The organism is Novosphingobium bradum (assembly GCF_042646485.1).
Classification (GTDB): Bacteria; Pseudomonadota; Alphaproteobacteria; order Sphingomonadales; family Sphingomonadaceae; genus Novosphingobium; species Novosphingobium bradum.
The window spans coordinates 56,949-69,827 of record NZ_JBHRTQ010000004.1 but is presented as its reverse complement, the minus strand read 5'-3'; the positions used below and the strand labels follow the sequence as shown (position 1 = coordinate 69,827).

Genomic DNA, 12,879 nt, shown 5'->3' with positions numbered 1-12,879 from the left:
ATGAAGCGAAAAGGCTGGCGGATGGCGGCAGGTCGGCGGGAGAGAGGCGCCGGCCTGGCGGGAGTCCGGTGGGCAACGGGGGGATTGTGCTGGACATTGCCCGAAAGGACAGGGCAGCAACCGGGGGAGGCAGCAGGGAGAGCGCGCATGGATCATCGGCGGTATTGCAAGGCGGCACTGGCCGGGATCGCAGCCATTGCGCTGGCTTCGCTGTCTTCTGCCGCCGTGGCGCAGTGGGAGGGCAAGGGGCTGGCGCCCTCGGCCAACACGCAGGATCCGGCCGCGCCGTTCCATATCGATCTCGCCGGGGTGGACATGGCCTCGTGGCCGCCGGTCCACGATCCGCGCACGCCGGGCTTTCCGGCAGCGGTGGACCTGCCCGACGGCACCCTGCCGCCGGCGGGCGCGACCGGCAATTTCATCATCGGCCCGTCCCATGCCCCCGCGCCCGAAACCGTGGCGCGCGCCGGGGTGCCCCGGGGCCGGCTGCTAACCTTCACCATGCATTCGGCCGAGAGCACGATCTACCGCCCCGGCATCGCGCGCGAGGAGCGCGGGTTCAACCAGAGCGTGTTCGCCGCTGCCACCGCGCCCGGCGATCCGTCGCAGCTCCTGGTCACCACCAGCCGGGCCGGAACCTGGACGCGGATCGTGCGGGTCTATGTCCCGGCGCAGGTCCGGCGGGGCAAGCCGGCCCCCTTGCTGGTGATCGGCGATGGCGATGTCGCGCGCGATGGGGGGCAGTTCTACGCGACCGTGCTGGACAACCTGATCGCCGCCCGGCGCATTGCCCCGATGGTGGCGGTGATGATCGGTTCGGGCGGGCAGGATGCCCAGGGCAGCGAACGCGGCCGCGAATACGATACGGTTTCGGGCACTTATGCCCAGTGGGTGGAAAGCGAGGTCCTGCCCCGGGTGGAGCGCGAGGCCGGCGTGGCGCTGAGCCGCGATCCCGATCAGCGCGCGGCCATGGGGATCAGTTCGAGCGGGGTGGCTGCCTTCACCATGGCCTGGTTCCGGCCCGACCTCTACCACCGGGTCATCGCCTGGTCGCCGACCTTCGTGAACCAGCAGTGGCCGCGCGATCCGGCGCTGCCGGGCGGGGCCTGGCAATACCATTCGCCCTGGGCCGGGGTGGCGCCCGCCCCGCTCGATAGCGGCGGGTTCCTGCACACCGGGCCGGCCAGGGGGCCGCTCGGCACGCCGCTGATCCCCGCATCCCCGCGCAAGCCGATCCGCTTCTGGTTCAGCGTGGGCGACCGCGACCTGTTCTACCCGGTGGGCCAGATGGCCGACGGGATGCACGACTGGGTGCTGGCCAATGAACGGGTGGCCGCGGCGCTGGCCGCCAAGGGCTATGCCTACCAGTTCCTGTTCGCCCGCAAGGCGCGCCACGCCGACCAGGACCTGATCGCGCAGACCCTGCCGGCGGCGCTCGAATGGGTGTGGGCGGGCCAGCGGGTGCCCTGAGCCTGCCGGAGTCGAACCGCTCAGCGCGGGATTTCGACGTAGTCCAGCAGCTTCATCCGGTCCATCAGCGGACCGGCATATTCGTCGGGCACCGACAGGGTGCCCAGCGCCCAGCCCAGGATGTCGACGTCTTCCTCGTCGATCAGGGCTTCGAACCAGGCGAGTTCGGACTCGCCCCATTCCTTGTGGAAACGGTCGAAGTAGCAGCCGATCATGTAGTCGGCCTCGCGGGTGCCGCGGTGCCAGGCGCGGAACTGGAGGCGTTTGAGGCGATCAAGATGCTTGGCGTCGTCCATGGCTGCGCGCGCTAGGCCATCGGCGCGGCCGGAGCAAGCCGGGCGCGCGGGAACACGCCGGAAGCCGGGCAGTCTGCGACCGCTCCGCCCGGCTCCGGCATGGCTCCCCGCTTACCTGCCCTTGAGCGCGGCGAGGATTTCCGGACCCTTGCGGCCGGCCAGGTCCTTGGCCAGTTCGCCCATCAGCACCTGTTCGAGCTGCTTGTGATAGTGGCGGCGCATCTCGCCCAGGGTGCGCGGGGCGGCGATCAGGACCAGGTTGTCGATCTTGTGGCCCAGCACCTGCGCGTTGAGCCAGTTCACCGCGGCGATGGCATGGGCATCTTCCGAAACCAGGGTGCCGGCATGGTTGCCCGCGCTGGAATGATGGCCGGTGCCCGAATGGTTGTGGGCATCGAGCTTGGGGCTGGGCAGGGGATCGAGCTCGGGCGTGGCTTCATTGCCGGCATTGCGGAAAAGCTGGAAATTGTTCCCGTCGACCAGAGCGATGACGGTGCCGTGGGGAAGTAGCATGGGGTGCTCCCTGTTTCTTGCGGATCAGGTGCACCACCCTTTGCGCTTGCGTTCCATGCGCTGAGTCAAAATGGGGGGCAAAACGGGGGCATCGGCGGCGAAAAGGTGGCGAAACGCGCGTGGGTGGCTATGAACCGGCGCGATGCGTCCCGAGCGGCTCAATCCCCTGTTTGCGACCAGCGCCGGCCTGAAGGGCGTGGGCGCCGGGATCATGCGCCCGCTGGAGAAGCTGGGCCTCACCCGGGTGCGCGACCTGGTCTATCACCTGCCCGACCGCTTCGTGCAGCGCCGCGCCGTCGCCGATCTCGACGAGGCCAGCGTGGGCGAACAGATCGTGGTGCGCCTGACCATGCGCGAATACCGCGCGGGCGGATCGGCGCGGGCGCCCTTCCGGGTCCATGCCGAGGATGCGGCGGGCAATGTCTGCGCGCTCACCTATTTCGGGCGCAATGCCGGCTGGGCGCGCAAGCAGTTGCCGCTGGGCGAAAGCCGGTGGATCGCCGGGCGGCTCGACCAGTTCGGCCAGACCTTGCAGATCGTCCACCCCGAACACGTCGCCGATGATGGCGCCGTGGCGCTGGGCACCCTGTGCGAGCCGGTCTACCCCCTCTCGGAAGGGCTGACCCAGGGACGGATCGCGGCGCTGGTCGGCCAGGCGCTGGCCCAGGTGCCCGACCTTGCCGAGTGGATCGAGCCGGGCCTCAAGGCGCGGACCGGCTGGCCCGACTGGAAGCCGGCCCTGCTCGAAGCCCACCGGGGCGAACACAAGCTGGCGCGCGATCGCCTCGCCTATGATGAATTGCTGGCCAACAGCCTCGCCCTGATGCTGGTCCGCGATGCCAACCGGGCGCGGGCTGGCCAGCCCTTGCGCGGCGATGGGCACCTGCGGGCCAGGCTCTCGCTCCCCTTCGCGCTGACCGGCGCGCAGCGGCGCGCGATCGCCGAGATCGAGGGCGACATGGCGCAAGGCTCGCCCATGCTGCGCCTGCTCCAGGGCGATGTCGGCGCGGGCAAGACCGTGGTGGCGCTGGAGGCCATGCTGATCGCGGTGGAAGCGGGCGCCCAGGCGGCATTGCTGGCCCCAACGGAAATCCTCGCCCGCCAGCACCACGCCACCCTGACGCGCATGGCCGCGGGCACCGGGGTGACCATCGCCCTCCTCACCGGGCGCGACAAGGGCCGGCAGCGCGAATCGATCCTGATGGGGCTGCTTGATGGCTCGATCCAGATCTGCGTGGGCACCCACGCGATCTTCCAGGACGCCGTGGCCTACCGCGATCTCGCTCTTGTGGTAATCGACGAGCAGCACCGCTTCGGGGTCGGCCAGCGGCTGATGCTGACCCAGAAGGGCCAGAATTCCCCGCAAGGGCGGCGCACCCCGCACTGCTTGGCGATGACCGCCACCCCGATCCCGCGCACCCTGACCCTCGCCCAATATGGCGAGATGGACGTGAGCCGGCTCGACGAGATGCCGCCCGGGCGCCAGCCGATCGATACCCGGGTGGTCGCGGTCGAACGGATGGACGATGTGGTCGGCGCGCTGGAGCGGCACCTGGCCACCGGGCAGCAGGCCTATTGGGTCTGCCCGATGGTGCGCGAGAACGAGACCGTCGACCTCGCCGCCGCCGAGGCCCGTTTCGCCCAGTTGCAGGTCCGGTTCGGGGGCGATGCGGTGCTGGTGCACGGGCAATTGCGGCCCGAGGTCAAGGACGCCGCGATGGAGCGGTTCGCGGCCGGGCAGGCCCGGCTGCTGGTGGCGACCACGGTGATCGAGGTGGGGGTCGACGTGCCCAATGCCACGCTGATGGTGATCGAGCAGGCCGAGCGCTTCGGCCTTGCCCAGCTTCACCAGCTGCGCGGCCGGGTGGGCCGGGGGGCGGAGAAATCGACCTGCCTGCTCCTGCGCGGCGAGGCGCTGTCCGAAGTGGCGCGCGAGCGGCTGGCCCTGATGCGCGAGACCCAGGACGGGTTCCGCCTTGCCGAGGAAGACCTGCGCCTGCGCGGTGGGGGCGAACTGCTGGGCACCCGCCAGTCGGGCGACACGCCGTTTCGCGTGGCGAGCCTCGAACAGATCGCCGAACTGCTGCCGCTCGCCCACGATGACGCGCGCCTGCTGGTCGAACGCGATGGCGGCCTCACCGGTGAACGCGGCGAGGCGGCGCGCCAGTTGCTCTACCTGTTCGAGCGGGACTACGGGGTGCAACTGCTGCGGGGTGGGTGAGCCGGCGGCGGCGCGGGAAACCCTGCGATCCGCGCAAGCCCGAAAAACGCGAAAGGGCGCCCTTGCGGACGCCCCTGCGGCTTCTTGGTACTTGGAAAATGTGGTCGGGGAGAGAGGATTCGAACCTCCGGCCCCTGCCTCCCGAAGACAGTGCTCTACCAGGCTGAGCTACTCCCCGACCGGATGCCCCCGCTTGCGCCGGGGCAGGGCAGGAGCGCGCCTATAAGGGGCGATTTCCCGGTTGCCAAGTGCGAGTTGCAATTATCTCGCGGCACCGCCCCGCGCAGGCCGGCCTGTGGAAAATCGCCGGCCTTGGCAATTGCCCGCACCGGGCTATTCAGGGGCGCATGGCCGCGCACCCCACCTTTCCCGATTCCGCCGATCCCTCGCACTTCGAGTGGCAGTACCTCGCCCTGATGCGGCGCGTCTGGGACGAGGGCAGCGAGCGGGTCGACCGCACGGGCGTGGGCACGCGCTCGCTGTTCGGGGCCGAGCTGCGCTTCGACCTGGCCGAGGGGCGCATTCCCCTGCTGACCACCAAGCGGGTCTACTGGAAGACCGCGGCGCGCGAATTCCTGTGGTTCCTGACCGGCGATACCAACATCCGCGCCCTGTGCGCGCAGGGCGTGGAAATCTGGACCGACTGGCCGCTGGCCCACTATCGCCGCGAGACCGGCGAGGACATTTCGCGTAAGGATTTCTCGGCGCGGATCGTCGCCGATGCCGAATTCGCCGCGCGCTGGGGCGATCTCGGCCCGGTCTACGGCAAGCAATGGGTCAACTGGCCGATTTACGAACCGGCTGGCGACGGCCTGTTCCGCCAGCGCCCGCAAGGGGTGAACCAGGTGGCCGACCTGGTGCGCTCCCTGCGCGAGAACCCGGGGAGCCGGCGGCACATCGTGGAAGGGTGGAACGTGGCCGAGCTGGACCGCATGGCCCTGCCGCCCTGCCACAAGTCCTACCAGTTCCACGTGGACGGGCGGCGCCTGTCCTGCCTGCTCTACCAGCGCAGCTGCGACGTGGCGCTGGGCCTGCCGTTCAACCTGTTCGGCGCGGCGCTGTTCACCCGGATGCTGGCCCAGCAATGCGATCTGGAGCCGGGCGAACTGGTGTGGATGGGCGGCGACGTGCACCTCTATCGCAACCATGCCGCCCTGGTGCACGAACAGCTGAACCGCCTGCCCGCGGGCAGTCCGCGGCTGGAACTGGCCCGGCGGCCGGATTCGATCTTCGCCTATGGAATCGAGGATTTCGTGGTGACCGGCTATGCCCCCCAGGCGGCGATCGCGGCGCCGGTCGCGGTCTAGGGGCGCAGCCACGCGCAAACCGCCGGCTCGGCCGGGCGATTCGCACGCCTGTCCGGCGTCATGCAGGGTGGTTTCGGGGGCAACGAATTTTGCTCTGAATGGCGGATTTTCGCGCCTTTGGACCGGTTCGGGGCAGGGGCGGAGCCAAGGAATTTCACCGGGCTTCCGCAAGGTGGCGATGGGCTGTTGACAGCCCCGTTTCGCTGGCCTAGTGGCGGCGCTCCCCAAGGGGCGAGCGGGTGTAGCTCAGTTGGTTAGAGTGCCGGCCTGTCACGCCGGAGGTCGCGGGTTCGAGCCCCGTCACTCGCGCCACTTGGGGCAGTTTTCTGCCAAAGCGGAAATGAGGAAGGCGCCGATTTCGGCGCCTTTTTTCGTTTGGGGCCGGGCGCCCGGCAATCCCGGGTCAGGCCGTGGGAGGGCGCGCGGGCGCTGCGTTCAGCCCCAGCGGCCGGTTTCCATCCAGATCAGGAAGCGGCGCATCGGCAGGAGCCAGAGCAGCCCCAGGACAATGTAGACAGGCGTCTGCGCCAGCGCGGGCCAGGTGCCGATCAGCGAGGGCACGTAGCGCGCGATGACCACGCCATAGGCCATCAGCGCGGCGAACAGCGCGAGCACGCCCACCGGGATGCGCCAGGTCGGTTCGGTTCGCATCAGGCTTCTCCTTCATGGATGCGGGTAGGCGTGACCACGGCGGCCAGCCGGCGGTCATGCGCTTCATGGGGCAGCGAATCGACGCGCTGGACATCCCAGGCGAGGCCGATCGGCACCGCCTCGGGGTGGGCTTCCAGCCAGCGGTCATAGTGTCCGCCGCCCTGGCCGAGGCGGTGGAGATCGGCGGTGAAGCCGATCAGCGGCACGAAGACCGTGGCCGGGCTGACCAGGGGCGCATCGGCGCGGGGCTGGAGGTGGCCCATCGGGCCGGGCTCCAGGTCCGACAGGTCGAACGGGTCGGTCCAGGCGCGAAAGGCCATCGGGCTGGTGCGCGATTCGAACCAGGGTAGGGCAAGCTGGCGGCCGTTTTCCTGGAACCAGCGGGCATAGCCCAGGGTGGGCGCCTCGTTGGCCGTCGCGTGATAGAGCCCGACGGTCGTTCCCTCGGACACCCGAGCGGCGACCGGGGCCGGCGGGCGCATCAGGATCAGCGCGCGCGTGTTGGCCGGCAGCGCCGCGACATGGGCACGACGCTCGGCCCGCAGGCGGGCGCGCAGGGTGGGCTTGTCGGTCATGGCGCTTTCATAGGGGACGGGGAGGGCGGGGCAAGTGGGGGGCGCAGGCCTGCCCCCTCCGTCAGCCCTGCGGGCTGCCACCTCCCCCAGCGGGGGAGAATCGGGCGCGGCGCTTCGTGGCCACCTTGATCAGGCATGGATGGCCGTCTGGCCTTTCCTGGCGGCATCGGCCCACTCCCCCGGCCCGACCACCCGTTCAGTGTATCCTGTCGGGTGGTCGGGCCGGGGGAGCGGGCCGGTGCCGCAAGCCCCTGACGGATGTCAGGGGCGCACCAATCCTAAAAGTGACGGGACCACCATGGGCCGTTGCCGTGAAATCCTCTGACGCCTCAACGTCAGGTGGGGACCGTGTATTCCGGACCAGGGTCCGGGCAGGGACAGCCCCCTTGGATTGCTTATAGCCTCAGGGATGTTCGAAGGCTCGTACCGGGCAGTACCCGTCGGCCCATGACTTAGGCCTCGTCGGCCATAGTCTCAAGGGCGGCGGCGCATTTTTCGAGCGCTTCGGCGATGGATTCGAGCCGGGCGGCCAGAGCCATGTCCTCAACCGGGGGCGGCGGGGGCGGGGGAGGCGGCGGCGGAGGTGGCGGGGGCGGCGGTGCGCCGGGGCCGTGGCGGGATTCGTGCAGTTCGTCGGCCAGGACGATCGCGGCGAACAGCAGCATCCGGGTTTCGTTCTGGTTGGCCCCGGGGCCAAGGGTGCGAACCTTTTCATCCACCATCCGGCCCAGGCCGAGGATATGCTCTTCCTCGCCGGGCGCGCAGGCCACGGTGAAGGTGCGGCCGCCGATGTGCAGGTTGACGTTGCTCATGCGCCCGCCCCCTCCTGCTCGGAAATGAGAAGATCGAGATCGTGGAGCGTTTGCGCCACGGCGCTACGCAGCCGATCGTGCTGGCGGGCGATATCGCCCGTGCGCGTGCCGACGCGGGTGGAGGCCTGGTTGATGCGCGCGAGGGCGGCATCGATGCGCGCCAGCGCCGTTTCGGTTCGTTCGCCCGTCATGCGCGCTTCGCTAGCGCAATTCGCGCCGAGATCAAAGCGGCTCGGGCCGTAAACTTGACGCGGTGCAGCGCGTCCGCGAAAGGGCCGCAGTCCCGAATCGACGCGCGCGTGGGGCGCGCCGATGGTTGCCCTGGAGCCTGAACGCATGAGCATCGACCCGTCTCGCCTGGGGCCAATGGCCAACGCCATCCGCGCCCTCTCGATGGATGCGGTGCAGGCGGCCAATTCCGGCCACCCCGGTATGCCGATGGGCATGGCCGACGTGGCGACCGTCCTGTTCAGCCAGTTCCTCAAGTTCGATCCGGCCCAGCCCAGGTGGTCCGACCGCGATCGCTTCGTGCTTTCGGCCGGCCATGGCTCGATGCTGATCTATTCGCTGCTGCACCTGACCGGCTATGCCTCGCCCTCGCTGGAGGACATCCGCAAGTTCCGCCAGATCGATTCGGTCTGCGCCGGGCACCCGGAAAACTTCCTGATCGACGGCGTGGAATGCACCACCGGCCCGCTGGGCCAGGGGTTCGCCATGGCCGTGGGCATGGCGCTGGCCGAGCGGCACCTCAACGCGACCTTCGGGGATGACCTGGTCGATCACCGCACCTGGGTGGTCGCGGGCGACGGCTGCCTGATGGAAGGCCTCAACCACGAGGCCGTGGGCCTGGCCGGCACGCTGAAGCTGGGCCGGCTCAATGTCCTGTGGGACGACAACAAGATCACCATCGACGGCGATACCTCGCTTTCGACCACCGAAGACGTGCTTGGCCGCTATGCTGCCTCCGGCTGGCACACCACGTCGTGCGACGGCCATGACTTTGCCGACGTGGCCCGCGCGCTGGCCGAAGCCGCCGCCGATCCGCGTCCCTCGCTGGTCGCCTGCCGCACGGTCATCGGCAAGGGCGCGCCCAACAAGCAGGGCGGGCACAATGTCCACGGCAGCCCGCTGGGCGCCGACGAGATCGCCGCTGCCCGCGAATACCTGGGGTGGAGCGCCGCGCCGTTCGAGATCCCGGCCGACATCCTGGCTGACTGGCGCTCGCTCGGCGCGAAGGGCGCCGAGGCGCGTGCCGCCTGGGAAGCTCGCGCCGCCGCTGCCGGCGACAAGGGCCGGGAACTGGCCCGCCGCATGGCTGGCGAACTGCCGGCCGATACCGGCTTTGCCGCCTATGCCGCCGAAATCGCCGCCAGCCAGCCCAAGGTCGCCACCCGCAAGTCGAGCGAGATGGCGCTGGAAGCCCTGACCGTGGGCGTGCCGGAAATGGTGGGCGGCTCGGCCGACCTTACCGGCTCGAACAACACCAAGACCAAGGCCACCGGCCCGCTGACCGCCGCCGACTATGCCGGGCGCTATGTCTATTACGGCATCCGCGAATTCGGCATGGCCGCCGCGATGAACGGCATGGCGCTGCATGGCGGCGTGATCCCTTATGGCGGCACTTTCCTGGTCTTTGCCGACTATGCCCGCAACGCGATCCGGATGTCGGCGCTCCAGCGCGCCCGGGTGATCTACGTGCTGACCCACGATTCGATCGGCCTTGGCGAGGATGGGCCGACCCACCAGCCGGTCGAGCACGTGATGAGCCTCAGGATGATCCCGGGCCTCAACGTGTTCCGCCCGGCCGACGCGATCGAGACGGCCGAGGCCTGGGAACTGGCCCTGCAGGCGAAGGACCGGCCTTCCGCGCTGATCCTCACCCGCCAGAACCTGCCCGCCGTGCGCGCCGACACCGCAATGAAGAGCGCCAGGGGCGCCTATCGCCTCAAGGCGGCGGAAGCGGCGCGCCAGGTCGTGCTGCTGGCCACCGGTTCGGAAGTGGAACTGGCGCTCAAGGTGGCGCAGGACCTCGAAGGCAAGGGGATCGGCGCCGATGTCGTCTCGATGCCGTCATGGGAACTGTTCGACGCGCAGGACGCGGCCTATCGCGCCGACATCCTGCCCGCCGGCACGCTGAAGGTTTCGATCGAGGCCGGCGTCACGCTCGGCTGGCAGAAGTATGTCGGCGACGGCATCACCGTGGGGCTGGACCGCTTCGGCGCCTCGGCCCCGGCGGAAGTGCTGTTCGAGCATTTCGGCTTCTCGGTGGAGAAGATCGTTCCGCGGATCACGGCCCGGCTGGGCTGATCAGTCCTCAACCAACCAAGAACACGAACAGGCAGGAGTGCAGACATGGCGACGAAGGTGGCGATCAACGGTTTCGGGCGCATCGGGCGCAATGTGGCGCGCGCCATCCTGGAACGCACGGACCACGATCTCGAACTGGTCTCGATCAACGACCTGGCCTCGCCCCAGGCCAACGCCATGCTGTTCCAGCGCGATTCGGTCCACGGGCCGTTCTCGGGCACCGTGGAAGTTGACGGCAACGATCTTGTCATCAACGGCAAGCGCATCGCGGTGACCGCCGAGCGCGATCCCGCCAACCTGCCGCACGGCGCGCAGGGCGTGGATATCGTGCTGGAATGCACCGGCTTCTTCACCGATCGCGCCAGTTGCGAAAAGCACCTCGCGGCCGGCGCGAAGAAGGTCGTCATCTCGGCGCCCGGCAAGAACGTCGATCGCACCGTGGTCTTCGGGGTCAACCATGACCAGCTGACCGCCGCCGACACGATCATCTCCAACGCCTCGTGCACCACGAACTGCCTCGCGCCGTTCGCCAAGGTGCTCAACGATGCCATCGGCATCGAGCGCGGCCTGATGACTACGATCCACGCCTATACCAACGACCAGAAGATCCTCGACCAGATCCACGAGGATCCGCGCCGCGCCCGCGCCGCCGGCATGAGCATGATCCCGACCACCACGGGCGCTGCCCGCGCGGTGGGCGAAGTCCTGCCCGAACTGAAGGGCAAGCTCGACGGTTCGGCGATCCGCGTGCCGACCCCGAACGTCTCGGTGGTCGATCTCACCTTCACCCCCAAGCGCGACACCACGAAGGACGAAGTCAACGCGCTGCTCAAGGCGGCCGCGGAAGGCCCGCTCAAGGGCGTGCTGGGCTATTCGGACGAGCCGCTGGTCTCGATCGACTACAACCACTGCCCGAACAGCTCGACCATCGACAGCCTGGAAACGGCCGTGATCGACGGCAAGCTGGTGCGCGTGCTCTCCTGGTACGACAACGAATGGGGCTTCTCCAACCGCATGGTCGACACGACCGGCGCGCTGGCCAAGTTCCTCTGAGCTGAGATGACGGTCGGCCGTCTCCTCGGCATCGCGCGGCACGACCGGCCGCGCGGGCCGATGGAGACGGTCGAGCGCGTCAGGGTGACGCGCGAGTTGGGGCTTGCGGGCGACTATCGCGGGGCGATTCTCCCAGGCAAGTCGGGCCGGCGGCAGATTTCGCTGATCGAGGCGGAATCGTGGGCCGCAGCCATGGCCGACCTCGGGGCCGATGTCCCCTGGCAGGAACGCCGGGCCAACCTGCTGGTCGCGGGCCTGCGGCTTCCGCGCCAAGCCGGGCCGATCATCGCCATCGGGCCGAGCCTGCGGATAGAAATCACCTGCGAATGCGATCCGTGCAGCCGCATGGAAGAAATGACGAGTGGGCTCAAGGCCGCGCTCCTGCCGGACTGGCGGGGCGGGGCACTGGGCCGAGTGCTCGCGGACGGCGAAATTGCCGTCGGGGATGAAGTGAGGATCGAGACATGAGCACCTTCAAGAAACTGGACGATCTGGGCGACGTGACCGGCAAGGTCGCGCTGGTGCGCGTGGACCTCAACCTGCCGATGCAGGATGGCGCCGTCACCGACGATACCCGCGTGCGCGCCGCCGCGCCGACGATCCTCGAACTGGCGGCCAAGGGCGCCAAGGTGCTGCTGCTGGCCCACTTCGGCCGGCCCAAGGGCGAACGGGTGTCCACCCAGTCGCTCTCGATGGTGGTCGATTGCCTCCAGACCGTGCTCGGCAAGGAAGTGATGTTCGTGCCCGAGATCGCCGGACCGGTGGTCGCGCAGAGCGTGGGCATCCTGCGCCCCGGCGACATTGCCGTGCTGGAGAACACCCGGTTCTGGAAGGGCGAGGAAAAGAACGACCCCGAACTGGTCAAGGCGATCGCCGAAAACGGCGACTTTTACGTGAACGATGCCTTCTCCGCCGCGCACCGCGCCCATGCCTCCACAGAAGGGCTGGCCCACGTGCTGCCGGCCTATGCCGGACGCTCGATGCAGGCCGAACTGGAGGCGCTGGAAAAGGCGCTGGGCAATCCGGCCAAGCCCGTTGCCGCCGTGGTCGGCGGGGCCAAGGTTTCCTCCAAGCTCGACGTGCTCAAGCACCTCGTTTCCAAGGTCGATCACCTGATCATCGGCGGGGGCATGGCCAACACCTTCCTTGCCGCGCGCGGGGTCGATGTCGGCAAGAGCCTGTGCGAGCATGATCTCAAGGCCACGGCCGAGGAAATCCTCGACAATGCCGACAAGGCCGGCTGCACCGTCCACCTGCCCTATGATGTGGTGGTGGCCAGGGAATTCCAGGCCAATCCGCCATCGGTCCGCACCTGCAACGTCCACGAGGTGGCGGCCGACGAGATGATCCTCGATGTCGGGCCGCAGGCGGTCGAAGCCTTGGGCGATGCGCTCAAGACCTGCCGCACCCTGGTGTGGAACGGGCCGATGGGCGCCTTCGAGATGGCCCCGTTCGACACGGCCACCGTGGCCCTGGCGCGGATCGCGGCGGCGCTGACGAAGGAAGGTTCGCTGGTTTCGGTGGCCGGCGGCGGCGATACGGTCGCCGCGCTGAACCATGCCGGAGTGGCCGCCGAGTTCAGCTATATCTCGACAGCGGGCGGGGCCTTCCTCGAATGGATGGAAGGCAAGGAACTGCCCGGCGTGGTGGCGCTCGAGGGGTAAGCCGGATCAC

The 12,879-nt window shown here is 69.0% G+C and carries 13 protein-coding genes and 2 tRNA genes; 8 read left to right on the top strand and 7 right to left on the bottom strand.

Annotation, left to right across the window (positions count from 1 at the left end; all coding sequences use genetic code 11):
* Positions 1–147 precede the first annotated feature (147 nt).
* A complete protein-coding gene (locus ACFOD9_RS03830) occupies positions 148–1,470 on the top strand; it encodes an alpha/beta hydrolase (protein WP_379508764.1) in 1,323 nt (440 codons plus the stop codon).
* Between the two features lie 20 nt (positions 1,471–1,490).
* On the opposite strand, the gene ACFOD9_RS03825 is transcribed toward ACFOD9_RS03830, so the two are convergent.
* Both ACFOD9_RS03825 and ACFOD9_RS03820 read right to left on the bottom strand, forming a co-directional pair.
* Entirely contained in the window at positions 1,491–1,766 is a 276-nt protein-coding gene (locus ACFOD9_RS03825) for an FAD assembly factor SdhE (protein ID WP_379508763.1), read from the bottom strand.
* 111 nt (positions 1,767–1,877) lie between these two features.
* Positions 1,878–2,279, bottom strand: coding sequence for a baeRF12 domain-containing protein (locus ACFOD9_RS03820; protein ID WP_379508762.1), 402 nt, complete (start codon positions 2,277–2,279; stop codon positions 1,878–1,880).
* A gap of 142 nt (positions 2,280–2,421) precedes the next feature.
* Between ACFOD9_RS03820 and recG the strand changes: the two genes are divergently transcribed.
* Positions 2,422–4,500: an ATP-dependent DNA helicase RecG gene (gene recG / locus ACFOD9_RS03815; RefSeq protein ID WP_379508761.1), complete on the top strand. Its 2,079-nt coding sequence runs from the start codon at positions 2,422–2,424 to the stop codon at positions 4,498–4,500.
* A 101-nt stretch (positions 4,501–4,601) separates the two neighbouring features.
* On the opposite strand, the gene ACFOD9_RS03810 is transcribed toward recG, so the two are convergent.
* Positions 4,602–4,678 (bottom strand) — tRNA-Pro (locus tag ACFOD9_RS03810).
* 169 nt (positions 4,679–4,847) lie between these two features.
* Here ACFOD9_RS03810 and thyA point away from each other — a divergent pair.
* Complete coding sequence (gene thyA / locus ACFOD9_RS03805) at positions 4,848–5,807, top strand: thymidylate synthase (RefSeq protein WP_379508760.1); 960 nt, start codon at positions 4,848–4,850, stop codon at positions 5,805–5,807.
* 235 nt (positions 5,808–6,042) lie between these two features.
* A tRNA-Asp gene (locus ACFOD9_RS03800) sits at positions 6,043–6,119 on the top strand.
* Between the two features lie 123 nt (positions 6,120–6,242).
* Here the strand turns inward: ACFOD9_RS03800 and ACFOD9_RS03795 are convergent.
* The 4 genes from ACFOD9_RS03795 to ACFOD9_RS03780 form a co-directional block, all read right to left on the bottom strand.
* Positions 6,243–6,458 (bottom strand): DUF2842 domain-containing protein, encoded by a 216-nt coding sequence (locus ACFOD9_RS03795; RefSeq protein ID WP_379508759.1) that lies wholly within the window; start codon positions 6,456–6,458, stop codon positions 6,243–6,245.
* Positions 6,458–7,033, bottom strand: a complete 576-nt coding sequence (locus tag ACFOD9_RS03790; RefSeq protein ID WP_379508758.1) for a 5-formyltetrahydrofolate cyclo-ligase — start codon at positions 7,031–7,033, stop codon at positions 6,458–6,460. Before ACFOD9_RS03790 ends, ACFOD9_RS03795 begins: the two co-directional genes overlap by 1 nt.
* A gap of 452 nt (positions 7,034–7,485) precedes the next feature.
* The gene (locus ACFOD9_RS03785) at positions 7,486–7,845 is read right to left on the bottom strand and encodes a cell division protein ZapA (protein WP_379508757.1); all 360 of its coding nucleotides are present in this window, start codon (positions 7,843–7,845) and stop codon (positions 7,486–7,488) included.
* Positions 7,842–8,036 (bottom strand): hypothetical protein, encoded by a 195-nt coding sequence (locus ACFOD9_RS03780; protein WP_379508756.1) that lies wholly within the window; start codon positions 8,034–8,036, stop codon positions 7,842–7,844. Before ACFOD9_RS03780 ends, ACFOD9_RS03785 begins: the two co-directional genes overlap by 4 nt.
* A gap of 145 nt (positions 8,037–8,181) precedes the next feature.
* Here ACFOD9_RS03780 and tkt point away from each other — a divergent pair, with 145 nt between their 5' ends.
* The 4 genes from tkt to ACFOD9_RS03760 are packed head-to-tail and all read left to right on the top strand — an operon-like array spanning position 8,182 to position 12,869.
* Positions 8,182–10,152: a transketolase gene (gene tkt / locus ACFOD9_RS03775; protein WP_379508755.1), complete on the top strand. Its 1,971-nt coding sequence runs from the start codon at positions 8,182–8,184 to the stop codon at positions 10,150–10,152.
* Between the two features lie 45 nt (positions 10,153–10,197).
* Complete coding sequence (gap, locus tag ACFOD9_RS03770) at positions 10,198–11,205, top strand: type I glyceraldehyde-3-phosphate dehydrogenase (protein WP_379508754.1); 1,008 nt, start codon at positions 10,198–10,200, stop codon at positions 11,203–11,205.
* A gap of 6 nt (positions 11,206–11,211) precedes the next feature.
* Entirely contained in the window at positions 11,212–11,673 is a 462-nt protein-coding gene (locus tag ACFOD9_RS03765; protein WP_379508753.1) for an MOSC domain-containing protein, read from the top strand.
* Positions 11,670–12,869, top strand: a complete 1,200-nt coding sequence (locus tag ACFOD9_RS03760; protein ID WP_379508752.1) for a phosphoglycerate kinase — start codon at positions 11,670–11,672, stop codon at positions 12,867–12,869. Before ACFOD9_RS03765 ends, ACFOD9_RS03760 begins: the two co-directional genes overlap by 4 nt.
* Positions 12,870–12,879: the final 10 nt, after the last annotated feature.

Bases quoted from the DNA above. Each gene is read 5' to 3' on its own strand.
- ACFOD9_RS03830 (WP_379508764.1), top strand. From the start codon at position 148: ATGGATCATCGGCGGTATTGCAAGGCGGCACTGGCCGGGATCGCAGCC.
- ACFOD9_RS03825 (WP_379508763.1), bottom strand. From the start codon at position 1,766: ATGGACGACGCCAAGCATCTTGATCGCCTCAAACGCCTCCAGTTCCGC.
- ACFOD9_RS03820 (WP_379508762.1), bottom strand. From the start codon at position 2,279: ATGCTACTTCCCCACGGCACCGTCATCGCTCTGGTCGACGGGAACAAT.
- recG (WP_379508761.1), top strand. From the start codon at position 2,422: ATGCGTCCCGAGCGGCTCAATCCCCTGTTTGCGACCAGCGCCGGCCTG.
- thyA (WP_379508760.1), top strand. From the start codon at position 4,848: ATGGCCGCGCACCCCACCTTTCCCGATTCCGCCGATCCCTCGCACTTC.
- ACFOD9_RS03795 (WP_379508759.1), bottom strand. From the start codon at position 6,458: ATGCGAACCGAACCGACCTGGCGCATCCCGGTGGGCGTGCTCGCGCTG.
- ACFOD9_RS03790 (WP_379508758.1), bottom strand. From the start codon at position 7,033: ATGACCGACAAGCCCACCCTGCGCGCCCGCCTGCGGGCCGAGCGTCGT.
- ACFOD9_RS03785 (WP_379508757.1), bottom strand. From the start codon at position 7,845: ATGAGCAACGTCAACCTGCACATCGGCGGCCGCACCTTCACCGTGGCC.
- ACFOD9_RS03780 (WP_379508756.1), bottom strand. From the start codon at position 8,036: ATGACGGGCGAACGAACCGAAACGGCGCTGGCGCGCATCGATGCCGCC.
- tkt (WP_379508755.1), top strand. From the start codon at position 8,182: ATGAGCATCGACCCGTCTCGCCTGGGGCCAATGGCCAACGCCATCCGC.
- gap (WP_379508754.1), top strand. From the start codon at position 10,198: ATGGCGACGAAGGTGGCGATCAACGGTTTCGGGCGCATCGGGCGCAAT.
- ACFOD9_RS03765 (WP_379508753.1), top strand. From the start codon at position 11,212: ATGACGGTCGGCCGTCTCCTCGGCATCGCGCGGCACGACCGGCCGCGC.
- ACFOD9_RS03760 (WP_379508752.1), top strand. From the start codon at position 11,670: ATGAGCACCTTCAAGAAACTGGACGATCTGGGCGACGTGACCGGCAAG.